The following is a 23,710-nucleotide window of genomic DNA, read 5'->3' on the forward strand; positions in this document are numbered from 1 at the left end:
CAACCGGAATTACTTCAGGTCTGCGGCCTTGATGTAGCCGGAGTCGACGACCAGCGCCTGGTAGTTCGACTTGTCGACTTCATGCGGCGTCAACAGGATCGAGGGAACGACCTTGACGTCGTTGTTGTAGGTCTTGGTGTCGAGGCCGTCGGGCTTGCCGCCCGAGAGCACCTTGTCGACCAGACCGACAGTCGCCTTGGCCAGGTCGCGGGTGTCCTTGAACACGGTCGAGTACTGCTCGCCCGAGATGATCAGCTTGACCGAGGCGGTCTCGGCGTCCTGGCCGGTCACGATCGGCCAGGGCTGAGCGGCCGTGCCGTAGCCGACAGCGCGCAGCGAGGCGGTGATGCCGCGCGACAGGCCGTCATAGGGCGACAGAACGCCATCGACGCGGCTGCCGTCCGAATAGTTGGCCGACAGCAGATTATCCATGCGCGCCTGGGCGGTGGCAGCGAGCCAGCGCAGCGTGCCGACCTTGTCCATGCCGGTCTGGCCGGACTTGATCTTGATCGAGCCATTGTCGATCAATGGCTGCAGGACGGAAATCGCACCATTGTAGAAGAAAAAGGCGTTGTTATCGTCGGGCGAGCCGCCGAACAGTTCGACGTTCCAGGGCTTGGTGTTCGGGAAGCGCTCCTTGAGGCCCTTGACCAGGGAATTCGCCTGGATCACGCCGACGCCGAAATTGTCGAAGGTGGTGTAATAGTCGACATTGGCTGTCTTCTTGATCAGGCGGTCATAGGCGATCACGACGACGCCGGCATCAGCGGCCTTCTGCAACGCGTCCGACAGGGTGGTGCCGTCGATCGAGGCAATGATCAGCGCCTTCGGGCCCTTGGTGATTTCGTTTTCCAGCTGGCTGAGCTGGTTGGGGATGTCGTCCTGCGCGTATTGCAGGTCGACGGTGTAGCCCAGAGCCTCGAGCTGGGACTTGACGGCGTCGCCATCGTTGATCCAGCGCTGCGAGGTCTTGGTGGGCATCAGCACGCCGACGAGGCCCTTGTCGGCCGCGTAAACGGCGGTGGCCGACATGGCCGCGATGCTGACTGCCAAGGCGGCGGCTAACGTCTTGATGATTTTCACTTAACTCTCCCTGGTTGATGGACGCGGCACCCCGGGGGTCGCGGCCCGCGCAATCGTGCAGTAGCGCCAAGGCACTGCTGCCGTCATATCGATCTCCGGTATCCTCCCATGGCTCCGAGGCGCTGATTTCAATCGATACGATTTTTATCGTCAGCGACCGTCGCGTCTCGGAACGCGCGAAGGTTGCGACCCCTTGCCATAACTGTCAAATGCGATCTGTGATGGTTGCTATATCATCATTGGTATGTGTTATTGAGACAAGACAGGCCGGTGCGGCTACCCGCCAGCCGCGGCAGAGGCAAGGAGAGGCGATGGCGGCGCTACGGAATCCGACTGTGGTTTCAAACGGTTACAGCGAGATGCCCGGCGATGGCGAAACCTTGCTGCGCAGCGGTCTCAGCTTGCGTCACATGCGCATGATCGTCGCGCTCGACGACCATGGCCGGGTGAGCGCGGCGGCGCAGGTCATGAACATTTCGCAGCCGGCGGCCTCGCGCATGATCAGCGAGATGGAGGCCGTCCTTGAGGTCAAGCTGTGCGAGCGGCTGCCGCGCGGCATCACCTTGACACCCTACGGCAAGGCGCTGGCCAGGCGCGCGCGCTCGATCCTGCTGGAGATGCGCGAGGTCGACCGCGAGATATCCGAGCTCAAGGCGGGCAAGGGCGGTTCGGTGTTCCTGGGCTCGGTGACGGCGCCGGCGATCGAGCTGGCGGTGCCCGCAATTCGCGAAATCCGCCGCATCTATCCGCGCATCGAGATCACCATGCAGGTCGAGACCTCCAACGTTTTGGCACGCGAACTGATCGCCACGCGCCATGATTTCATCATTGCGCGCATCCCCGACGATCTCAATCCGCGGCTGTTCGAGTCGCGTGTCATCGGCGTCGAGAAGGCCTGCCTGATCGTGCGCCGCGGCCATCCGCTCACCAAGGGCAAGGCGGTGGGGCTGGAAGAGACCGCCGCCTATGACTGGGTTTTCCAGTCGGGCGGTTCGCCCTTGCGCCAGGCGATGGAGAGCAATTTCCTCAACCGCAACATCGCCTTGCCGGACCGCATCCTCAACACCAGCTCGCTGCTCCTGACCCTGGTCATGGTCGCGCAGTCCGATGCCATCGCGCCGGTGTCGGTTCAGGTGGCGAAATTCATCCAGAATCCCGACGGGCTGGCCGGCGCCATCGATGTCGTCCAGACCGAGTTCGACATCGAGGTGAGACCCTACAGCCTCATCACGGTGAAGAACCGCGTGCTGTCGCCGGCCGCCAAGATGCTGCACGATTTCATTCTGCGAGAGGTGGGATGACGGCTGGAGCGGGTAGCGGGAATCGAACCCGCGCGTTCAGCTTGGGAAGCTGGGTGTAATGCCTATATTTCAGTGGTTTAGCTGTAAAACAGGTCGGTTTTTCACCAGAAACTATCCAATGAAATCAATGGCGCTGTAAAACCGGTAAACACCCCCTGTGGCATAGCCCAAGCCCAACTTGGGCAGCAGCTACACTGGCCGCACGACGGCACCCGCCGGCATCCGGCCTTCAGCCAGAAGCGGTGCCAGGAATACGTGTAGGCCATCGATGATGGCAGCGAAGTTTCAGGCGCCGCCGTCTCGCGCCCCCGCGTCAGGAAAGCCCCGCCACTGACCGCTCACCTGTTGCGAAGGCAACGCTCAGCCCTGACGGGATCTTAGCCAGCCTGGCGGTTTGGGCTCGCTCAAAAGTTAAGCTAATCGGGAGGAACGACGCTCCCTCGAAGCTGAAGGTCCTCCCGACCATCCACAGGTCGTAGAAGTCCTTCATGCGGGTATTGGCGACGCCACGCTTACCACGGCCTCAAACTTTTCCGCAACGACCGTCTCCGGCGGGTATGCGCGAAGGCGAGGCGGTGGCGAGCCGAGCAGGGCGGGGTATTCAAGCTAGGCCGGTGCCGGCGTTACCACGTCACCGAAACCGACGTCGATGCCGCCCTGGCGGCGCACAGGTGCGCCGGCAATCGTCACGGCTGACACGAACGCCGGCATACTCCGCGTCATTGCGGCTCGGCTCGGCAGTAAGTCCAGCGATGTCGAACTCGACGCCGTCATCCCGCACAGGTGTCGAGCAGAATTTACCCGTCCTTCGAGATCCGGAAGCATGTGGGACGAACTGCCGGTGACGACTATGGGACGTTACGATCGCGGCGAAGGCGGCTGCGATTGGACGTTTGCTGCGGTATGAGTTTTGAACATCGGCATAGTCGGTGGAAGGACGATTCCATCGCTGGCGCTGTTGGCGGATGCAAATTCCGGGGACCGCGTGCCAGCCAACGGAACGGCTTCCAAAAATAAACCTTCTGCCTTCGGCGGCTCCGACCGACGGAACGCTATAGAGCAATTAGGAAGGCTCGGTCAGGGCCGTCCTACACGCAGGCACTTCGCCTGCTCTTGAAGGAGATCGATCTTGGCTTACGACCCAGGAGCATTCGCGAAACGGTTAGAGGACCTTATCACAGCCCGGAATCTAATAATGCCAGGTCTTCTTCAGCGCGAGCACGAACTCCTGACCAAGAAGTGGTTCGACTATCGGTTTCTGTCGCCTCTCGACGCCACGCTGCTATTTGGTGAAATCTATCGAAAAGCCTTGCGTGCGTTTGTCCGTGCCAACATCGATCGCGAGTTGTCGGAGCATGTCGATGGGGTCAAGGCGAACCCGCCTTCCGAACCTGCCGGCTGGTTCACGCAGCTTTGGATCGCAAGGCAAAGGGCGGACGAACTCGGCGTGCCCTATGATCAATTCATGGAGTTCTCATTTCATTTTTCGGGTAGGAGGACTCGATCACGGAACCCCCTACCTTTGCAGCTTCATGCAAACGATAGGACGAAAGTCGCTTGGCATGCCCAGTTCGAAAAGTTCAAACTCGACCGAGGGCCTTTTTCCGTATGGCCAGGGTCTGACCTGGCTCAGTATCAAATCGACCATGATCGCGGTCTCCCGGCGCAAACAAACTTCCGCGAGGTCCTGATCGCGGTTGTTCAAAACAACGCGAAGCGCTGGTCGGACGTGATAGCCCGTCACTGTCTTTCTCAGAGGCAACTGCCACTTCGCACTGTGCTTCGGATCATGCCAGCCGACCAGCGTCGCAACTCGCTCAAAACAGCTGTTGACGAAACGAGGAGCGGGATGTGGGGAACTCGAAACTCCGTCAAACCGGATGACGCCGAATTTCTGCAGAGCTGCTTAGGTATGCAGAACTCTTCAACAGAACATTCTCTTCAATGCTGCTCCTGTCCAGACCGCATCAGATGCAAGCTTATTGCCACCAAGATAGACGCCCTCGCGAAACGTCGATTTGGATCGGCTTCACCGGTGCTCGATGCGCGTCGGGCAGCAGGTGCGGCCAGAGTCGCGAAACACCGTGCCAAGATGGCAGTCTCTCGAACCGGAGGAAATGTGAGAGGGTGTGTGTAACGCTTCCCTAATCTTTCTTTCTTCCTTACTTACTTACCTACTTACTTATTCCTTTAGGGGGGCGTTACATGGATAGCATGCTCCGGTCCAGAAAGAATTCAGCACGTGAGTCGTTACGCGACGGCACTGTCGTTGATTTCTTGAATTCTCGAAAAGAGCTGCGCCACACGACCTTCGTCGAACACCTGCTCCGGTCCCGTAGGCGCAACGTCGGTGAAGGGTGGCTCATAGAGCAGGCTTGGGTCCATCGTGCCCTGGTCGGTCAGGTGCTCGATGATCATGCCTACGAACTCGATCTGCGCGGCCGACGCTATCCCTGCGGACAGGAACTCGCCAAAGGCTTCCGAGACGGCTACGCGGTCCAGCCCGACCAACGAGCGCACAAACCCACCGAAGCCCCGGCTGGTCTCGCGGGCGCGCTCGATATCTCCAGCATTCCCGACGCCTGCGTCCAACAGCATCTTTTCCAGTTCGGCCAGGTCGCTGGTCGTAAGCGGTTTGCCCTGCCTCAGTTTGTGCAGCACGAGGTGGTCCTCATGCTTCCTCAGGAAGTGGCGTGCCTTCTGCTTGAAACGCGTAAAATCCGCCTCGCCAACCTGCGGTAGGTCAATCTCCTCACCAGTCCCAATCTCGTCGGCGAAGTTCGAATAGACAATGGCCTTACGGCCCTTTTCGATGTGCTGGATCAGATTGCGCAGGCGCAGCCGCACCAGCTCCAGCAATGGAACGGCAATGCCCTCCCACCACTCGGCGGTCTGGATCTCCTCGATGAGCGCGGCCTGGGCTGCGATGCCCGGAATGGCCGTCTGGTCTTCAAGGGCGGATGCAATGTCCAGAAGCTGTTTCTTCAACGTGTCGAAACGCTTCGAGCCTTTCAGCAGCGCAAGCTCCAGCTGGAACATCACCAGGTCGAAGCGCTTCGCTTCCTCGGTCCCGAGTTCACGAGACGACGGAAGCGGCGCAATGTCGCCCACCAGTTCGTCGCGCGCCTCGTCATCAATGTCATTCCAGGCCTGGTCGGCCTGGTATTTCTCGACCGTGCGACGCTTCTGGCGCACGATGAAGTTCTCCAGGTTCAGGCCAGCGACGGTGTCGCGCAGAACGGCTAGTGCGCTGGTGCGCACCTCTTCCACGCTCGGCGGATCTACCCGATTGCCGGGCGCCTCGTAAGGTTGCTGCTCGGGCGCGGCAAAGCCGCCGGCCCTGCCATCGTTCTCATTCAATGCACGCACAAGATCGAGCCGGGCAGCGAACAGGCGGGTCGAAAGGGACTTTGCAGCGCTCGCTTCCTTGATCTCCGGATTGGCGCCAAAGAATTCGAGATTCTGGCAATAGTCGAAGACGCGGAAGAATTCCTTGTCCTGGCCGGGACCGAACAAGTCGGGGCAGAGACGCGTGCCGCGGCCCATCATCTGCCAGAACTTCGTCTTCGACCGAACCTGCTTGAAGAAAACGAGATTGACCACCTCTGGCACATCAATGCCGGTGTCGAGCATGTCGACAGAGATGGCGATATGCGGAGCCTTGTCCTTCTTCGAGAAGTCGTCGATCAGCGTCTGCGCGTAGGCGCCGCTCTCATAGGTGATGACGCGGGCAAAATGTCCAGCAAGCGAAGGATAGGCCGCGTTGAAGCGAGCTTCGATATAAACAGCATGCGCCTGGTTCTTGGCGAAGATGATGGTTTTGCCGAGCCGATCACCGCCTTCGACCTTCAACCCGTTCTGCATCAGGTGCGCGATAACCTGGTCGACGGTGTCCTGGTTGAAAAGGCGCTTGTTCACCTCGGTCGCCTCGACCATATCGGGGATTTCGTCCTCGCCCCATTCCAGCAAGTCCCACTGGTCCTTCTCCTCTTCGGAGAGATCGTCGTAGCGCAAGCCGGAGCGCACGATCTTCAGCGGCACGGAGATCGCCACAGGCGGCACTAGATGGCCGTCGGCGACAGCTTCTTCGAGGCTATAGGCGTCGGTCGGCACGCCGTCTTCCAGGTCGAACAGCGAATAAGTGTTCTTGTCGATCTCGTCCTTGGGCGTCGCCGTCAGCCCTACGAGGAAGCTGTCGAAATACTCGAAGATAGCGCGATAGCGCTGGTAGACCGAGCGATGCGCCTCGTCGATGATGATGAGGTCGAAATGGCCGGGGCCGAACTTCGCCTTGCCCTCCTGCCTGCCATCGATGAGGTTCATCATCGTCGGATAGGTCGAGAGGAACACGCGGCCCTCGCTGGTGCGTTCGGTGACCAGATTGACTGGCGCCGAATCTGGCAAATGCGCCTTGAATGCGCCGGCGGCCTGGTTCACCAGCGCGACACGGTCGGCGAGGAACAGCGCTCGTTTCACCCAGCCGGCGCGCATCAGCAGATCGACCAGCGCGATCACCGTGCGCGTCTTGCCTGAGCCGGTGGCCATCACCAGCAGTGCCTTGCGCTCGCCCTCGTCCTCGAAGGCCTTGGCGATGGCACGGATGGCGCGTTGCTGGTAGGGCCGCCTGTCGCCGGCGATCTTCGTGTTGAGCTTCGTCTCGGCGAGCTTCTTTCGGCTCGTGCGACGCTGGATCAGGAGCTCCAACTCGTCACGCTTGTAGAAGCCGCCGATTTGGCGAGGCGGATAGCGCACATCGTCCCATATCCAGTGCTCATAGCCGTTCGAGTAGAAAATCACCGGTCGCTGGCCGTAACGCGCCTCCAGCCTGTCGGCATAGAGTTTTGCCTGCTGCTGGCCCTGGCGCGCATCCTTGCGCGTGCGCTTGGCCTCAACTAGTCCGAGCGGCTTGCCGTCGGCGCCCCACAGCACATAGTCGACGAAGCCGACGCCTTCATTGTTCGGCATGCCTTCCACGCGGAATTCGAGATCTTCCGGCTTGTCGAGCGCCCAGCCGGCTTCGCGCAGCAGCAGATCAATGTAGCGGTCGCGCGTCTCAGCCTCGTTGTAGTCATGTGTAGACGGCGTCGCCTCGGCGGCATGCCGGGCGGCTGCCACTTCGGCACGCAGGCGCTGCAATTCGGCGTCTAGGTTCTGCCGGTCGGAAAGCAGCTTGGTCAACTCGCCGCCCTTGGCGTCGAGTTCGGCTTGCTGCGCCTTCAGATGCGCGAAAGCCTTCTTTAGCGTCTCGTCACGGCGCGCCAGCAACGAGGCGTCGAAGGAGAGACCCTCTGGCGGCTTAGCCTTGCGCGCATAGGTGCGCGCCAGCCAGAAACAGACGTGGAACAGTTCCTTGACCGCGCCAGCAGCATCGCCTGGTCGGATGGTCTTTTCCTCGTGCACGGCGCGATTGCGCAGCGTGTTGATGAACTTTGCCTTGGCGAACACGGCCTCGCCTGCTGCGCGGCGAAAGCTCGGCTCGTGGAGCAGTGCCGAGATGTTATCCTGATAGGGCAGCTTCAGGCCAGGGTCGGCGCGGAACGCCCATTTGACGGCGAGCTCAACTGTCTTGCCGGCGAAGAACGCCGCTGCCGTCGGCGACACGCCCGCCTGCCGCTCAGCCTCCACTGCAGCCTCGTGGACCGTTGGAAACTCAGTAGCAAGGAAGGTGAAGTTAGACATCACAGCACCTGTGGCAGCCGGGGAAAATGCTTCGCAAAGGCTTCTCTGACCGGCGGCCAATCGGCTCGGAAGAGCGGTGCGTTGGAATTGACTATGTTCATCACATCGTAGCCGGCAGCACGCAGTTCTTGAGCAAGCTTGCGTTCCAATGCTGCCGTTCGATCGCGATAGGGAATGTGAAGGTCGAGCGCCAACTGCCAATGTGGCGCAGTTCTGTAGGCAAATTCTGGGTGCGATTGACTTCCGGGAAGATGGGACCGTAGGAGAACATACGAAATCTCTCGTATGAGTGGATTTCGCGGTTCTTGAACCTGTCCTCTAAGTGGCGGAGCAAAGCATTGGTGTTATCAGCATCGCCAAGGTGCTGCCCCATCCTACGATACACAGACGAGGCGTAAGGACTCGAGTTGTCTCCGGTGCGGCCGACATAAAGAACCTCGTCAGCTTCGACTTTCACTTCCCAGACGTAAAGCCAAAAACCCCTCTCGGTCATACCGCCAGGTAGATCTAGCTCGTAGATCGACGGCATCTGCCCTCCCCAACTTAGTTTTTTTCGCAACCCCAAATACTAGCTATAGTTTTTTGAGTTCAGATAGCAATTGCCTTCAGAACTGTGCTCGCCAGGTCGCGGCCTTCAGCAGCACGGATCTGTCCAGCGGTGGCGTGAGTTCGAAGGCGCGCGGCTCGCGGGCGAAGTCGAACAGTCGCACAAGTCGAAAAGCATCCGGCCGCTCCTCCGAAAAGGCTCGTTCGTTCTCCGAAAGCAGGAACGGGGTCTGCTTGTGCCCGGTGGTGGTCTTCACCTCGATAAGCCGCTCGCTGCCTGCTGGATCGAACGAGCGAATGTCATAGCCGGCGCCGTCGCCATCCTCCACTGACACCCAGCGCACCTTCCGGGCAAGATCATCGCGCCCGGCCACGCGCAAGCCAGACTGCTCGGCAAAGAAGATGCGTTCCTCGCCGCTCTTGCCCAATTGTCGGTTGCGGGCGTCTCGGAGTGCCGGATCAAACTTCCGCACGATCCGCTCCAGCACGGCTGGCACGGCTTCGAAAGCTGCAACAGGCGGCGCCTCGAAGAAGATTGGTTGAGGCTCGTGCAAGTCAAGCGCGGGCGCTGTCGGTATCGGGTTTTCGAAAAGCGTTGGATCGCGGGCGATATGGCGCTCGACGCCGTCGACCAGTGCGCGCTGGAAGTTTGCCATTGGTTTGTAGCCAGCGATCCACGACATGCTGAGCTGATAGAGCACCGCGCTGATGTTCTGGTGCTTGAATTCGATCGAGCCGCGGCTGCGGCCAGTCAATTCCTGGAGCTGGGCGTTGCGCCGCGCTTTGACGAATGGACGGCCCGTCAACTCCAACGACCGCATGTCGAAATAGTCACCGACGATCAGGTCGATTTCGCGGTCGCTCCAGTCGGTTCCGGCGAGCGCAACGGACATAGCTAAAGCTGGCCCAAGAATGCGCAGGATTGGAGGGAGGAAAAGAGGGCTTCCAGATACTGGTTCGCTTTTGATTGCGGACCGCAAATCCGATGAACTTCCTTAACAGCTTTCTCAAAACTCTGCTGATCATCGAGGTCAGGAACTGCTATTTCCACGGGATATATCCTTCCTCCGGAAATCAATGGTTGGGCAGATCGACCTGCGTATTGGTTGAAGTTTGCTTGCCTTAACGCCGCAGCAAGATAGAGCAGCGACATTGGTCTTTTGATCTCGGATACGTAAAGAGCGTTGTCCGTCACCCAGCTAGTAGGATCCGTTATATGAACGGCTCCGCAATACACACCGACGCGACCTAATACGATCTTTGGCTCTTCAAACATAAAGCGATCATGATAGCCGTTGACACCGTTGCCGCCATAGACTGGATAGCGACCGTCAGGAGCCATATCTTTGGCGACTAACCCGTTGCCGCTTCTTACTCGAATTAAATCGCCGAGCGGGATTCGCGCGAGATTCAGCGGATTGGTATTAGGGTCGCCAAACATCTCAAGAAGAATTGACTGCGTGAGGCTTTCGAGCAATTCGATGGCGTGCCTGCACTTGCGGCGCAGCGCATCCGCCTTATCCAAGATTGCCGCGATCTGCCGCTGTTCGTCGAGCGGCGGGAGTGGAAATTCATAACGAGCGAGATCTTGGCCGGTGAAATGTTTGATTGTTGCGCCGGTGTGGTAGTCCTCAAGTCCGCCGTTGTGGTAGTCGTAAAATAGGCGGTGGATCAAATAGTTAGCGTCTAGTCGCGGGCCGACCCTGACTCGGTGGCATGCTTTCTGGAAGATTATGCCATCTGAGTCCCCTTTCCAATGTGCCGCCCTCCCAGCCTCGCCGCCTTCGCAAATTAGGACATCGCCGTCGCGGATTTCATATTTGTGAACGTCTTTCTCCTCGACCAGAATCTCCTGCAGATCCGAGAGATCAAAGTCGAACCATCGGATGTTCGGATTCCTAAGATAGCGGCGCGGAACGCCTGTGTTTTTCTCCTTGTCGAGCATCTTTCCAAGTCGATGCTCCGCAATGTCACCAAGACGGACACGCGGCCATTTAAATAAAGGAGCGGCCTTTGGGAGATGGATGTTCACAGCATCGCCTCCAGCTCTTCCAGTCCCTCGGCGATCTCCTTCTCTAGTGCCTTCAGCTCGGCGATGATCTCCTTCGGCGGGCGATGCTCCTGCGTCTCGTGCATCACCTCCTTGTAGCGGTTGATGGAAAGGTCATAGCCGGCTGCCGCGATGTCGGCCTTAGGCACACTGAAACTCCGAGCGGTCTGCGGCCGCTCTCGCTCGGTGCCATTGCGCTCAACCCAGCGCGCGACGATGTCAGGCAGGTTGTTCTTCGCCAGCTCCTCGTCGGTGAGCGTCAGGTTGACGAAATGACCGGCTTCATGATGGCCTGGCGTCGGCCCGAGCTTTTCGCCCGGCAGCAAGGCATTGCGCTTGTCGTCCAGCGAGAAGCCGTCGGCCTGGCAGTCATAGAACCAGACGTGATCCGTGCCGCCTGAATTGGTCTTGGTGAACAGCACGATGGCGGTCGAGACACCGGCATAGGGCCGGAACACGCCGGACGGAAGCTTGACGATGCCGTCGAGGCGATGGTCCTCGACCAGCATGCGGCGGATCTCCCTGTGTGCGGTGGAGGAGCCGAACAGCACACCGTCCGGCACAATCACCGCCGCGCGACCGCCCGGCTTCAGCAGCTTCAGGAACAGCGCCATGAACAGAAGCTCGGTCTTCTTTGTCTTGACGATCGATAGCAGGTCCTTTGCGGTGGTGTCGTAATCGAGCGAGCCAGCGAAGGGCGGATTGGCCAGCACCAGCGAATAGCGGTCCTCGTCGCCGGCATGCTCCTGACTGAGCGAATCCTTGTAACGAATGTCGGGATCCTCAACGCCGTGCAGCGTCATGTTCATCGAACCGATGCGCAGCATGGTGTTGTCGAAGTCGAAGCCGTGGAACATTTCCTCATTGAAATGGTCGCGGCTCTCCTGATCGTGGAACATCTTTGGATTGGTGTCGCGCAGATACTCGCCCGCCGCGACCAAGAAGCCGCAGGTGCCGCAGGCCGGATCGCAGATGATGTCCTTCGGCGTCGGCGCCGTCATCTCCACCATCAGCGCGATGATGTGGCGCGGCGTGCGGAACTGGCCGTTCTGGCCCGCGCTGGCGATCTTGCCCAGCATGTATTCGTAGAGGTCGCCCTTGGTGTCGCGGTCTTGCATCGGCAGCTTGTCGATGAGGTCGACCACCTTCACCAGCAGCGCCGGCGAAGGAATGGTGAAGCGCGCGCCCTTCATGTGGGTTGCGTGAGCGGTGCCGTCTTCCGCCATGGCGCGAAGGAACGGGAAGACATGTTCGGCAACGAGTTCGAACATCGTGCCGGCGTCTTTGTTCTTCAGCCTCGACCACCGCATGTCCACATAGGCGACGCCACCGTTTTCGCCGATGCCGTCCTTGCCATCCTTGAAAATGCGCCGGCGCATCGGCTGACCTGTCCGCGTCGAACGGTTTTCCTCAAGCTGCTCGGCATCGTCCAGCCCGCGCATGAACAGCAGGTAGGTGATCTGTTCGATCACCTCGAGCGGATTGGCGATGCCACCCGCCCAGAAGGCGTTCCAGACTGCATCGATTTTCGAACGCAATTCACCGGTGAGCATTGTTCCCCTCGTATTAGACCGTGGGGCACCATACGGATCAGAGCAGCAGCGGCAAGCGTAATCAAGGAGGCCAACGCGCCCTCAGCCAGGCGTCGTCTGATGAGTCATATCCAATGCAGAGGCGTTGACTGCAGCCAGGCTGTCCACCGCGTCAGGAAGCGCCGAAAGCCCGACTCGGATATTCGAAGGTCGTTAAGCCCGACTAACTGCGGTGCCCTTTGATGGCATTTCTCACACTCGTCATATTTCAGACGCGCGCTGACGAAGGCCAACATTGATGTTTGCCTTTCGGAAGTTAGACCGTCCTCATCAAGATACATAATCCCGCCGTGCGATAAGGCATTTCGCAGCGTCATGAGGAACTGACGGAAGGACATTCCCGAGGCAGCGCCGAAAGCCTCTCCGCTACTTAGGGCGGCTGCGAGCTCTTTTGGGAATGGGTTAGCGAGGTTGAAAACCCGATTGCCTTGCACAAAGGCCCAAACGTCCGTCTCGAAAATGTCTGTATCGCGCAGCTTTGCCCTGGCAACGACCTTTCCGAGCGCTCCAGTGACCTCCGGAGCGATACCGCTATCATTGGCATAATCCGGAGCATCCGGTCCGAAATCCTTCAGCAGTCGTTCAACCGGCAACACGATCATCGGGATTGCCATCGCAAGAAGAAATGTGGTCGACAATGGGCCGTCGTGTTTCTGAGCGGTTCCTTTGTCTTTTTCGACAACCGGAAAAAGCAGGTCGATAAGGTCGAGACACCGTGTTGGGATCTCAACGCTGAAGTGCTTGGGGTTGGCCATCGCTTTTTTCCTTTTCTAGCACTTGGTAGCAGGAGCTATTGTCGGCTTGGATTCTGCGTGGACAGATAATCTCAAAGCCTCAGGGTTAGTCCCCTAGGTCGATTGCCGGGCGAACAACTGTCTTGCCGGCAAACCGCCGCTGCGTGGCTGTCGACCTGGCCGCCGCGTATTCAAGAACCACCTGCCGTGCGGGATCCTTGATGGCCCTAAGGACGACTTTGGCCGAGTAGCTCATCTGGGGGCCACTCTCTGAGCAGCCGGGTGACCACACCGGAAGGCCCTTATCCGAGTCGCGTCACCCTAGCGACAGGCACTTCCGAACTCGAGGCTATTTCCGTCTCGCCAACTCGGTCGCCGCCGTTCTCCTATGCGTAAATCGCCAAAAGACGTCAGTAAGTCATAGTTTACTTATGTATAAAATGAAATGAAAGCCAGCTTAAAGGATTTAATGTGCCGTTTTTTGGTTTATATGCTTGATCAGGTAGATGTCGATGGGAAGAAATATATTGTATCTCCCGATGGGGAATCGAAATCCCCTATCGCTGTCTGATATATAGTATGCAAGATCATGCGTTTAAGAAAGAGAACGAACATGGGAAACGATAGCAGGGGTGCACCAGGCAAATCCGAGATTGCCAAATTCCTCGACAAGCGCATCTACGAACTAAGGCACCGAAAGAGCCAAAGAGACATAGCCAGGGAGATTGGCTTCGCTAACGACAACGTCATCACGATGTTGAAGTCCGGTAGAACCAAAGTGCCGCTTTGTCGCGTCGTGAGCATTGCGAGGGCGCTAGAAACCGATGCGCGCCAGCTGTTCATCTTGGCACTCATGCAGGATGGCAATGAAATGGATCGTGCAGCCTTTGAGGAAATAGTCGGCGAGTCCGTTTCAGCCAATGAGAAAGAGATCATCGTCGCACTGCGCAAGGTGTCGAACGGAACGGATCCAAAGATGTCGGTCGTGTTTAGAAAAATCTTGCGCGCCCTCTTTGGTGACATGGGCGTGAAGAAACAGGACGATGATGCTGAGTGACGCCAGCGTCGAAACCCGATCACTGTGACCGACCGAGTTCGACCCCCGAAGGCGACCTTCATTTGCCGGGCGATGACAGCTTCGCGCCGCCGGGCGATTGCCTGCCCAACACCACCGTCGCGCGGACAAATGGAGGAAGCCTATGCTCCCTCACTATGCCTGCCATACCGCCACATCCGCCATGATACGGGCCTTTACAACAGGGTCGGCATAGCTCGCCTCGACGGAGTTTCGCGCAAGCTGCCGGATGATTTCGTCATCCCATGCAAAGGTTGCGGCGCACGCCTTGTAGGAGTCTTCGAGAGTGGTGCTGAGGAGCGCGGGGTCATCCGTGTTGATGGAAACCGAAACGCCTCCCTTGCGTAACAGATCAATGGGATGTTGCTCGAGCGACGGATAGACACCTAACACGACGTTGGAAATCGGGCAGATACCCAGAGGGATCTGCCTGTCGGCAAGCAAGTCAACCAACTCCAGATCCTCGATCGCGCGCACGCCATGGTCGATCCTATCGGCGCCCAGCAGTTCGAGCGCGTCGCGGATGCCCTCCGGCCCGCTCGACTCGCCGGCATGCACGGTGCGCCTTAAACCAGCTGCTGCCGCGCGGCGGAAGGCCTCAGCGAAGCGCGGACCGGTCCGTCCGGCGGCGGCCTCGTTTCCGTCGATCGACAAGGCAACAACGCGCGGGTGCCTGATCGTGCTCAGCAGTTCCACCAACTCGATCGATTGCGCCTCAGACTGGGTCCGAAGCAAGCTGACGCAAAGCCCTACGGGAGGATTTCCATCTTGCTCGGCCGCAGCGAAGCCGGCATCGAGGGCGTCGATCATCGCCGGGATATCTCCGCTCCAGTGCGGCCAATGCGTCGGGTTCACAATGACATCGGCATAGCGAACGCCGCTCGTGGCCATTCGCTGCGAGAACTTGTAGGCGGTCCCAAACAGCTGCTCGCGCGTTCGGAATGTGCCGCAGATCCAGTCGAGCATCTCGAGGAAGCTCTTCAGATCCTCCGCTTTGAAAAGTTCATCACGCGGTCTGCGGAGCGGGATTCCGGCTTCTTTGCAATTCCTGATCACGTCGTCCCTCTCGAAGCAGCCCTCAAGATGGATATGCACTTCGGCCTTCGGTAGCGTCCTGTAGTCGCTCATGATACCTCCACTTTGCGTCATGATACCTTCACTTTGCAAAGGCACCATGAAAAGCACGTCACCGGCTCCTGATGTTTCAAGAAATGGTTGAAGGATTTTGCCCCGGGAAGCACCCAAATAGGCGGCCGCTTATGGCGCTACTTGCTCGTTCCCATCGACGAGAAGAAAAGCAACATTCCGCCCATCTGAGCAAGCGCATGTTCGGTCAGTCCAGCTAATCCAGCGTGGTCGGCGAAATAGGCGCCCGTCAGCGAGCGCACCACTGCGGCAATCGGGTTTCGGTTCTAGGTGACGCTCGAAGAAACTGCTGACGCTCGCCGGGGTTCCTAGGAACCAATCGACTTTATCTCTGACCCGGGATGAACCCCATCGACGGAAGTCTTAGGATGGCCGTGGTGAGCCGAAGGGGATGCCTTTTGTTGCCGGAGACAATATTTCCCCCAATGCTCCGCTTCGTGTGGGGGGCATTGAGCTACCGAAACTTACCTACGCTTTGAATCCGGTGTGATCTGCTAGAAGGACCGGCATTGCACCGGTCTTTTCTTATTGGTTAGATGCCCTCGGGCTACCAAGGGGAACTAGCATGACACCGATAACCATCAAACGACAGGTCAAGGGCTTTCTCGAGCGGAAATATCCAGGGGCCACAGTCATCGAAGGACCAAAGGCACTCACAATCTTCGAGACCCCGGAGGATCACGAAACCGCGGTCACCATCACCTTCGCCCAGACCGGCTCGCTCCGGCGCCAGATCAAGGCCGCCGTGGACAGTAAAGCCAAGCCGGGACGCCAGGGCATCAGCCACAAGGGGAATCCATAAAGCGCCGGCGATACGAGCACGCCGAGTTCCGCCGGCGAACGAACCGAAATTGATCGAGTCCGGGCTTTCAGCTATAGCCACGAAGAGTGGAGGGGACCAAGCCGTGGCGGATGAGGGGTTGATAGAAGAGGAGCTCGCCAAAATTGAGCAACTCATTGGTGAGGCGGTGGACGAAGACCTCGCGAAGTTGGGCGAGGGCATCAACGATGACTCCGCTGGGCTTCAACGAGAGCGAGACATAGATCGGGAGATCGCGAAGTTCAAAGCCAACGCCCTCGATCGAGCTTCGACCTCGCTCGTAACCCTCGGCGCTTTCGCACCTCTGGTGGGTCTCCTCTATCACTCCACCACCGTCAGCTTCATGCAGGACCAGGAACTCGCCACTGCCGTCGTTGGTTGTTTGGTAGGCGCTTTCGTCCTACATTGGGTGGGACGAGGTTTCCTCGAGACGGGATTCAGACAATGAGCCCTGCATTTCTCATGTTTTCGGTTGCCCTGGCTGCCATCCTAATCTGGGCGGTGGTCAGCAGGATCATGTTCGAGCGCCGCGTTAATGACCGCATCAAGCGGGAAAGGGCTTTGGACGAGCGTGCTGCGGACTACCGGGCAAAGCTAAATGCAAAGAGCGCAGAGCTCCAAAAGCAGCTCGCCGATAAAGCCCCCAAAAGGGCGATGGATCTTGAAGAGACCGTAACCATCGCTGTGAATGAAGAGGTTAATTTCGCGCTCGCGAAGGCTGTAAGCGGCAGCTATTTCCGCGCTGCGCGAGAGGCAGCAGGGCACGCGCCGCGTCGTTTTCTCGTCGCGCATCGCATTCTTACGTCGGACGCAATAGTGCCTATCGTAGACCCTCACGATATCGAAGACGAACTGATGATGCGGATTAGCACTGGTCACAGGCCCAAATATCCCAACCCCATCGAAAAACCGGCTAAGCCGAAAGCGCCAGCTCGCGTTCTTCCGCCCGCTCCCATCACCAGATAGCCATCGCCGCCATCACAGGCCAGGCCACAACAGGCCAGGTTGACAAATGACAACCCAACGACCGGCTCGGCCCTCTAACGCAACCAGCTTCGTCAACCAAATAACCTGCGTTCTCTATCTCATTTAAGAGAACGCTTTCCATTAAGTTTACACCAAGTTGACAAAGCCGCCTGAAATCCAATTTTTCGGTAAAGTGTCAACTACGACTGGGTGAAGGGCCAAGCCCAGCCGGCGCAAACCGTTCTATCGGGCCCGATCGTGGGGTGTTCGGGCGCTGTGAGCCTCGATACAGCAAGGAAACTATTTCATATCCTCCCCAATTCGAAGCCCTCTGGTCCCGTAAGCCTCTGGGAGACCACGCCTAAATAGGCGAGATTGCACGGGCCGGAAACTCATGTGCGGGGTGCACAGAGGGCTTAGGTTCAAGCATTTGCATCATCCGATTCCCCACGCCGGAAGTTCTGGACGCAGCGTTCCTAGCCCCACTGTTCTCCCACAAGATGTCCTTCTCGACGACCGTTCATTCACAACGCATCGTCTTTGAGAACCGACGGAAATCCACGAACCATCCGATGGCTTAGAGATCAGCGGTCTTGTCGCAAGGGTGCATCAGATCAAGAGCCCTGCGCGTGCTCACCACGCTGTTAGGGGTGACCGTCAGAGAGCGCCGTAGTGTGCAGCGGTCCCGTTTCAGCAAACCGGCGCTCGAGCTCTCCAGTGAGCTCGCCTGGGACACGTCGCTCATCTTGACCAGAACCTCACCCGGCGTCCGCCGATGGAGATTTAGCCGAAGGACTGTTTTACACGCGCACGCCCCGCGGCTTGTTCGGCAGCACCGGCTTTATGGCGGTCCATTCATAGTCGCTGAGTTCGTAGCGCACGATTCGAAGCCAGTTTCGGAGCTTGAATCACGTCCATCAACCGCAACGACCCGTCGCGAAGCCGGTAATGCGCTTAAATTACTTCCGCTTTTGAGCCCCAAGCGGACAGGGTTTTAGCGTGCCTCACTGGTTTGCTCTGCACTCATCGTTCACTTGCGGGTCTGAAGCGCCGAGATTTGCTCGGTATCGTAGCGACGGCGAAGCTCTCCGATCACCTTCGAGTCAGGTAGGCCGGATCGCGAGACCATCTCGGCAAGCTCCTCGAAATAATGCTCGTGCCCAGGTGGCGAGACGGTCATGATGACCCGCGCCGGCTTGTCCATTGCGTTGGCGATGTTGTGCGGCACGCCCGGCGGGATGAACACGAATGTGCCGGGGACGGCTTGGACGGTTTCATCGCCGATCTGCCATTCGCACTCACCTTCGACAACATAGAAGGTTTCCTCCTGCACGCGGTGCACGTGGCGGCCGGTGGAGAACCGTGCGGGTATCGTCCAGTCGAACATGCTCGTGTGCTTGGTGTGCTTTCCGGTCACGAGGAAGGCCATCGGCTGGCCGGCTAGCGTTACGCCCGTAAAATCATTTGGCTGCCGGATCACTGCATTTGCGGGCATGGCGCAACTCCCTGCTTGCTGTAAGCTCCCTCATCGAGGAGCCGCCCGTAGAGTGCATCACGCCAGCTCGACATGTCGTGAAAGGCTTGCGAAAATGTTGCGAAACGTTTCCGAATGACAGTTGTTCGATCCATGTCAGCGATCTACGACTTCGGCCCGTTCCACCTTGACGCAAGTCTCGGGATATTGATGCGTGGATCAGAGCCCACTGGAATCGGCCATCGTGCGGCCGCCTTGCTTCAATTGCTACTTGATCGCGCCACGCAACCCGTCGCCAAGGAGTTGCTATTCCAGACCGCTTGGCCGGGACTCGCGGTCGAGGACAGCAACCTGACGGTCCAAATCGCCGCCATCCGCAAAGTCCTAGACGAAGTGGGCGGCGCAGGGTGGATCGAGACGTTGCCGCGCCGGGGCTACAGATATGTCGGCCCGCCGGTCGTAACCCGCCAACCTGACGTTGGCACCACAGAGGCTCCTCCATCTCTGGAGTTGCCGGTCAAACCCTCCGTCGTCGTGCTTCCCTTTGCCAACCTGGGCGACGAACCCGAGCAAGCCTATTTTACTGACGGCATGGTCGATGACATCATCACCGGCTTGTCGCGCGTCAAATGGATATTCGTAATCGGGCGCGGCACGACCTTCTCCTACAAGGGACGCATGGTTGCCCCGAGACAGGTAGGCCAGGAACTCGGCGTGAGATACGTGCTGGAGGGAAGCGTGCGCAAGATCGCCGATCACGTGCGCATCAACTGCCAGCTCGTCGACGCAACTAGCGCCGCTCAGGTCTGGTCGGAGCGCTACGACCGCAAGCTCGATGATGTATTCGCATTGCAGGACGGGATCGCCTCCTCGGTCGTTGCCGCGATGGAGCCGGGGCTTCAGCGTGCGGAGATCGAGCGCGTCAGGCGTAAGCGGCCGGATAGCCTCGACGCCTACGAGCTCGTGCTCAAGGCGCAACCTGACGTCGACTCGGGTATGCCGGAGCAGGTCACACGCGCACTCGTATGCCTTGAACGGTCGCTAATTCTGCTCCCGACTTACGCTCTGGCACACGCGAACGCCGCCATGTGCCACCATTGCCTCTTCCTGCGCGTCGGCCTTAGAGAAGAACATCGGGCAGCCTCGTTGCGTCATGCCGACGCCGCCATGACATTTGGCCAGGACGATGCTCGAGCCCTGACACTGGCCGGCTTTTCCGTCGGCATGGACGGCCACGACCGCGGTGGCGCATTCGCGGCCTTCGAGGCAGCATTGGCGTTGAGCCCCTCCTGCGCGCTCACCTACATTCTCGGCAGTGTTGTGGCTGGCTGGGCCGGCGAGGCGGAGCGTGCGATCGATTGGGGCGAGCGAGGCATCCGCCTCAGCCCATTCGATCCGTGGGCCTTTGCAGCCTACGACGCGCAGGCGCTTGGCTATTTTCGTGGTGGTCGCTACGAGGATGCGGCCGGCGCGGCCCACAAATACATCCGGGCCAATCCCGCCCACAGCATCACCTACGTGCAATTGGCCGCGGCGCTTGCCAAGCTTGGGCGCTTGGCAGAGGCGAGGACGACCGCGGCGCGGGTTCTCGAATTGCACCCCACGTTCCGCTACAGTCGGCAATTCTCCGGCGTCAACTGTGCGCCAGCTCTGGCGGCCTCTATGGCTGAGGCACTCAGCGCTGCTGGGCTGCCGGAGTAGGATTCAACTGCTCATTCGGGCTTTTGCGTCCCGAAGGCCGCTCAGCGATCGCACAAATCACGGAATTGGCCCGCACGTCGGGCAGAGCGCACCGATCGAGTTCGATTTATGAATACGAGCCCTAGGTCACCCGTTCGGAGCAGGGGACACTTTTCGGCCTGACTTCGCCACTCGCATTCTGACGCGCGCGATGGAACCACGCGGCGCATCAACGATAAACGGACGTTTGAGTGCGACAAGCAGATCCTTCAGCCGAGCATGTCCGTAAGTTCGCGTATCGAAATCGGTGGTCCGGCTCTCAAGTTCACGTTCGAGAAGGTCAATCGGAACCCAGTCTGCGGGATGATCTACAAGCATGGCCATAGCGCTTTTCACGACGACCTGGGCATCGCCGAGCGGGCGTAGCGGCTTCATTTTGGGACGAGTTGCATGCAGCGGATCGAACCGCAGGTTCTCCAGATAAACGAAGCGGCTACACGCTCGCCTTAACCGTTCCGGCGCGCTTTCACCGCCGAAAATATAGCATTCGAGATTCTGCTCCAGAATGCGGATCGCGAGATTGGCGAAATCGCTGTCGCTCGATACGATACAAAATCCGCCGAGGGCGCCGCTGTGCAGAAGATCCATCACATCAATTACCAGCGCGATGTCGGCGGCATTCTTACCCCTTCCGGAAATTGGCAGATGACGCGGCACGATTGCGTGCCGGACCAACGTCTCCTCCCACGCCAGGCCTTGTTGTCCGGCAAAATCGCCATAGGCTCGCCTCACCACTAACTGGCCGTATTTTTCCGTCTCCGTGATGACACGGCCGATCATCTTTGCCGGAACATTATCCGCGTCGATCAAGACAGCCAGGCGTTTGGAGCGCTGTTCTGTGGGCATCATGGTCTCTGAGCTCCTCATGTGCTTAGCGCTGTCGAGGGAGCTCATCAGAGAGCGCCGGGGTGCGCTAGCGATCAACTCCGGCGGGCCGACGCTCGAGATCCCCAGCGGGCTCGTCCGGGAGCGCGTCGCTCACTTTACTCAACGCATATCGGATTGCTTCGCTCTGGTTATTGAGGCCTTCACGCTGAATGACCGCAGAAATCATTTGCTTGTCCCCTGGCGCGAGCCAGACCGAAACCTGGCCAAGACCCTGGGCGATGCGCTTGCGACGTAGCTGCGCGACGCGCTTGGAAGAGGAACTCATGTGAATTCTCCAAACGTCCCTGGTCACCTCGCATCGGGCAGGGGCCAGCAAGCCAGCCAATCCTGGACTCCTTAAAGTCGGCAGTTCTGGAGGCGAAGTCATGTGATTGTCGGCAGAGATAAATTGTGCATTATTTTCAGGCGCCAGTCAAATGAAAATTGCTATACACTTTATATCTCATTTTTATACTTTTAATGCGGCAATGATATCGCACAGAAATTAGGCTGTAGACGACACTATTTCGGTTATAAGTCATAAATGACTTATCAAGGTCAACCTTTTGGCCAAAGGAGTATTGCTAAACGCTGCAACCCCGTGACGCAGGCGCCCGATCTTACGGCAAGACGCCCTCCATCAGATTTTGACGCATATTCTGCGACCAAAAAAGGATCTGTCGTCTACGAGAGTTCGGTCGAGGGCCCAGCAGACCGTTCGTTTCGCGCTGCCCAGTGTTTGTCTCGTCGATCACCCCTTCCTTCCTCTCCCGTCGTGGCCGGAACGCCCGCCAAATCACCATAGGGGGCCGCTGGTGCGTTCTTTCGCATTCCGAGTGACACTGCACTGCGCCGTTAGGTGCGCGCCCTGGATGCTCAGTGAGAATCTCCTCCAGACTGAGATATTTGGCGTGGATCCGGTAGGCTTGAGCCAGGGATCGATCACAGCGCTAAGGCTGGCGTCACATCGGTGAGTGTCGCCATCAATGTGTTCCTCTGGCCTTCAATTCCCGGGCAGCTGTGAATCTCGAGCCTTACCGGCCCACCTCTATCGCAACTCGTGCAGAACAACGCCCTCTCGACGGAACTGAACAGCGCCCCCTTGCCATATCGTCGGATCAACCCAGCTGGCTTCACCTCGGCATGATGTGAGCAGTTTTTGCACCAGGCTCGCAGCGAGTGCCATTCGCGCAGGTCGCCGAGCGAGACGTCCAGTCCTGCATGAATGCTGCCATCGACAATCATCTGTGGTGGAATCCTCACTTCGCCGGGCGCGATGATTTTCTCCATGACGTGGCGGCTGTTGAGGCGGGGGTGCGAGGGAACTTTTGGGACTACAACTTTATCGACCAAGCGGCTGCCGCGACAACGCAAGGAGTTCCGCCTCATCCGTAATTCCGGCCATGTAGTTGGCAATGATGCGAGAGGCCAGCGCTTCTCGTTGAGCTTCAGATTCACTTTCCCCCTTCGCTTGCTCGAATACCCGACCAAGAAGCCCTATCTCGGAAGGCGTGAAATTGCTCGCCTCCTTGATCCTGCGATTGATCGGCATGTCTGCCTCCTCTTTTTCGCGCAGTCCGGGCTTAGGTGCAACTTCGCCCATTGAGGGGATTTCAAACTGGCACATTACCCGGCAGCCGCTGGGTCGATAGGTCGTCTCCCTTCGAATAGGGCGCTCTGGTCCCCGATCTGCGCGATCATGTGTTCGCGAAAGACCCTCACCCGTTTGGTGTGCCGCAGGTCGGGATGATAAAGCAGCCATAACCCCAGATCGTGTAACGGGTCTGGCGCGCGGAAGCGTTCCAGCCGGTCATCACTGTCGCCCATGAAGCAAGGCAGGTAGGCCAGCCCTAGTCCCTGTTTCAGGGCAGCGAGCGTGAGCAAGGTGTCGTCGACAAAGAAGCTGTGACGATGATCCGGGCATGCCGCGTCGGTCCAGGATCGATGGAAAGCGCAGCATTCCACACCCAGCCAGGTTGGTTTGATGCCGCCGGCGCGCAAAGTCTTGAGGTAGCTTCTTTCCCCGTAAACGGCCGACGCAACGTTGGTGAGCCGGATACCGACCAGAGTGTCGAGCGGGGTGTTTGTCAGGCGAATGGCGATGTCCGCATGGCGCTCGGCCAAGCTGACATACTTGTTGGAAACCTGCACATGCAGCTCGATGTCCGGATAGCTTTCATTGAAACTGGCGAACATGGGCATCAGCACGGACGACGCCATATTGTTGATCGCGGACACCCTTAGCTCGCCGGCAACCCGATCTTCCTGACCGCCGAGAGCGCCCTCGACCTCGAGGACTTCCATCTCCATCTTGCCGGCCGCCATTTTCAATTCCTCGCCGGCCGCCGTCAGTTCGTATCCGGACTTCTTGCGCTCGATCAGGCGCGCGCCAAGCTGCGTCTCCAGCAGCCTGATTCGGCGCGATACGGTGGAGTGCTGGACGTTCATGCGTTTAGCGGCGCCGCTGATCGAGCCATCGCGCGCGACCGCTAGGAAAATTCGCAAATCATCCCACTGCATCATGGACCCCGATCTGTGCAATTTTGCAAAATGGGCGTCGAGATTTCGAGAATTGAACCGAAACTACGCGCCCAATATCGTTTCCTGCAAGACAATACTGTCTTCCGGAAGCCGTTC

General features: G+C 58.7%; 21 protein-coding genes. 7 read left to right on the top strand and 14 right to left on the bottom strand.

Annotated features, from left to right (window positions below):
* Window positions 1-9: 9 nt before the first annotated feature.
* Entirely contained in the window at window positions 10-1,083 is a 1,074-nt protein-coding gene (gene chvE / locus BPNPMPFG_RS27310) for a multiple monosaccharide ABC transporter substrate-binding protein (RefSeq protein ID WP_258591696.1), read from the bottom strand.
* Between the two features lie 311 nt (window positions 1,084-1,394).
* Here chvE and BPNPMPFG_RS27315 point away from each other — a divergent pair, with 311 nt between their 5' ends.
* Together BPNPMPFG_RS27315 and BPNPMPFG_RS27320 are read left to right on the top strand one after the other, a co-directional pair.
* On the top strand, window positions 1,395-2,384 hold the full coding sequence (locus tag BPNPMPFG_RS27315; RefSeq protein WP_258591697.1) for a LysR family transcriptional regulator: 990 nt from the start codon (window positions 1,395-1,397) through the stop codon (window positions 2,382-2,384).
* Between the two features lie 1,195 nt (window positions 2,385-3,579).
* Window positions 3,580-4,521, top strand: coding sequence for a hypothetical protein (locus BPNPMPFG_RS27320; protein WP_258591698.1), 942 nt, complete (start codon window positions 3,580-3,582; stop codon window positions 4,519-4,521).
* A 113-nt stretch (window positions 4,522-4,634) separates the two neighbouring features.
* On the opposite strand, the gene BPNPMPFG_RS27325 is transcribed toward BPNPMPFG_RS27320, so the two are convergent.
* The 6 genes from BPNPMPFG_RS27325 to BPNPMPFG_RS27350 all read right to left on the bottom strand — a co-directional run bounded on the left by BPNPMPFG_RS27325 (window position 4,635) and on the right by BPNPMPFG_RS27350 (window position 13,006).
* Window positions 4,635-8,063: a DEAD/DEAH box helicase family protein gene (locus BPNPMPFG_RS27325; RefSeq protein ID WP_258591699.1), complete on the bottom strand. Its 3,429-nt coding sequence runs from the start codon at window positions 8,061-8,063 to the stop codon at window positions 4,635-4,637.
* 100 nt (window positions 8,064-8,163) lie between these two features.
* A complete protein-coding gene (locus BPNPMPFG_RS27330) occupies window positions 8,164-8,592 on the bottom strand; it encodes a hypothetical protein (protein WP_258591700.1) in 429 nt (142 codons plus the stop codon).
* 76 nt (window positions 8,593-8,668) lie between these two features.
* On the bottom strand, window positions 8,669-9,502 hold the full coding sequence (locus BPNPMPFG_RS27335) for a protein NO VEIN domain-containing protein (RefSeq protein WP_258591701.1): 834 nt from the start codon (window positions 9,500-9,502) through the stop codon (window positions 8,669-8,671).
* 2 nt (window positions 9,503-9,504) lie between these two features.
* A complete protein-coding gene (locus BPNPMPFG_RS27340) occupies window positions 9,505-10,641 on the bottom strand; it encodes a restriction endonuclease subunit S (protein WP_258591702.1) in 1,137 nt (378 codons plus the stop codon).
* Window positions 10,638-12,212 (bottom strand): type I restriction-modification system subunit M, encoded by a 1,575-nt coding sequence (locus BPNPMPFG_RS27345; protein ID WP_258591703.1) that lies wholly within the window; start codon window positions 12,210-12,212, stop codon window positions 10,638-10,640. Before BPNPMPFG_RS27345 ends, BPNPMPFG_RS27340 begins: the two co-directional genes overlap by 4 nt.
* A 104-nt stretch (window positions 12,213-12,316) precedes the next feature.
* On the bottom strand, window positions 12,317-13,006 hold the full coding sequence (locus tag BPNPMPFG_RS27350; protein ID WP_258591704.1) for a S8/S53 family peptidase: 690 nt from the start codon (window positions 13,004-13,006) through the stop codon (window positions 12,317-12,319).
* A gap of 592 nt (window positions 13,007-13,598) precedes the next feature.
* Here BPNPMPFG_RS27350 and BPNPMPFG_RS27355 point away from each other — a divergent pair.
* Entirely contained in the window at window positions 13,599-14,042 is a 444-nt protein-coding gene (locus BPNPMPFG_RS27355) for a helix-turn-helix domain-containing protein (protein WP_258591705.1), read from the top strand.
* Between the two features lie 153 nt (window positions 14,043-14,195).
* On the opposite strand, the gene add is transcribed toward BPNPMPFG_RS27355, so the two are convergent.
* The gene (gene add, locus BPNPMPFG_RS27360; protein ID WP_258591706.1) at window positions 14,196-15,188 is read right to left on the bottom strand and encodes an adenosine deaminase; all 993 of its coding nucleotides are present in this window, start codon (window positions 15,186-15,188) and stop codon (window positions 14,196-14,198) included.
* A gap of 583 nt (window positions 15,189-15,771) precedes the next feature.
* On the opposite strand from add, the gene BPNPMPFG_RS27365 reads away from it, so the two are divergent.
* From BPNPMPFG_RS27365 to BPNPMPFG_RS27375, 3 genes are all read left to right on the top strand, one after another.
* On the top strand, window positions 15,772-16,008 hold the full coding sequence (locus BPNPMPFG_RS27365; protein ID WP_258591707.1) for a hypothetical protein: 237 nt from the start codon (window positions 15,772-15,774) through the stop codon (window positions 16,006-16,008).
* A gap of 103 nt (window positions 16,009-16,111) precedes the next feature.
* A complete protein-coding gene (locus BPNPMPFG_RS27370; protein ID WP_258591708.1) occupies window positions 16,112-16,474 on the top strand; it encodes a hypothetical protein in 363 nt (120 codons plus the stop codon).
* Entirely contained in the window at window positions 16,471-16,992 is a 522-nt protein-coding gene (locus BPNPMPFG_RS27375) for a hypothetical protein (protein ID WP_258591709.1), read from the top strand. Before BPNPMPFG_RS27370 ends, BPNPMPFG_RS27375 begins: the two co-directional genes overlap by 4 nt.
* A gap of 1,030 nt (window positions 16,993-18,022) precedes the next feature.
* Here BPNPMPFG_RS27375 and BPNPMPFG_RS27380 read toward each other — a convergent pair.
* Window positions 18,023-18,487, bottom strand: coding sequence for a cupin domain-containing protein (locus BPNPMPFG_RS27380; protein WP_258591710.1), 465 nt, complete (start codon window positions 18,485-18,487; stop codon window positions 18,023-18,025).
* A gap of 132 nt (window positions 18,488-18,619) precedes the next feature.
* On the opposite strand from BPNPMPFG_RS27380, the gene BPNPMPFG_RS27385 reads away from it, so the two are divergent.
* A complete protein-coding gene (locus tag BPNPMPFG_RS27385; RefSeq protein ID WP_258591711.1) occupies window positions 18,620-20,167 on the top strand; it encodes a winged helix-turn-helix domain-containing protein in 1,548 nt (515 codons plus the stop codon).
* Between the two features lie 126 nt (window positions 20,168-20,293).
* Here BPNPMPFG_RS27385 and BPNPMPFG_RS27390 read toward each other — a convergent pair whose 3' ends face one another.
* The 5 genes from BPNPMPFG_RS27390 to BPNPMPFG_RS27410 form a co-directional block, all read right to left on the bottom strand.
* Window positions 20,294-21,055 carry an NYN domain-containing protein gene (locus tag BPNPMPFG_RS27390; RefSeq protein WP_258591712.1) on the bottom strand — a complete coding sequence of 254 codons (762 nt, stop codon included), beginning with the start codon at window positions 21,053-21,055 and terminating at the stop codon, window positions 20,294-20,296.
* 64 nt (window positions 21,056-21,119) lie between these two features.
* A complete protein-coding gene (locus BPNPMPFG_RS27395) occupies window positions 21,120-21,359 on the bottom strand; it encodes a hypothetical protein (RefSeq protein ID WP_258591713.1) in 240 nt (79 codons plus the stop codon).
* A 656-nt stretch (window positions 21,360-22,015) separates the two neighbouring features.
* Complete coding sequence (locus BPNPMPFG_RS27400) at window positions 22,016-22,363, bottom strand: hypothetical protein (RefSeq protein WP_258591714.1); 348 nt, start codon at window positions 22,361-22,363, stop codon at window positions 22,016-22,018.
* A 52-nt stretch (window positions 22,364-22,415) separates the two neighbouring features.
* Window positions 22,416-22,676 carry a hypothetical protein gene (locus BPNPMPFG_RS27405; protein ID WP_319945960.1) on the bottom strand — a complete coding sequence of 87 codons (261 nt, stop codon included), beginning with the start codon at window positions 22,674-22,676 and terminating at the stop codon, window positions 22,416-22,418.
* Window positions 22,677-22,699: 23 nt separating this feature from the next.
* Entirely contained in the window at window positions 22,700-23,596 is an 897-nt protein-coding gene (locus BPNPMPFG_RS27410; protein WP_258591715.1) for a LysR family transcriptional regulator, read from the bottom strand.
* Window positions 23,597-23,710: the final 114 nt, after the last annotated feature.

The organism is Mesorhizobium sp. AR07 (assembly GCF_024746815.1).
Lineage (GTDB): Bacteria > Pseudomonadota > Alphaproteobacteria > Rhizobiales > Rhizobiaceae > Mesorhizobium.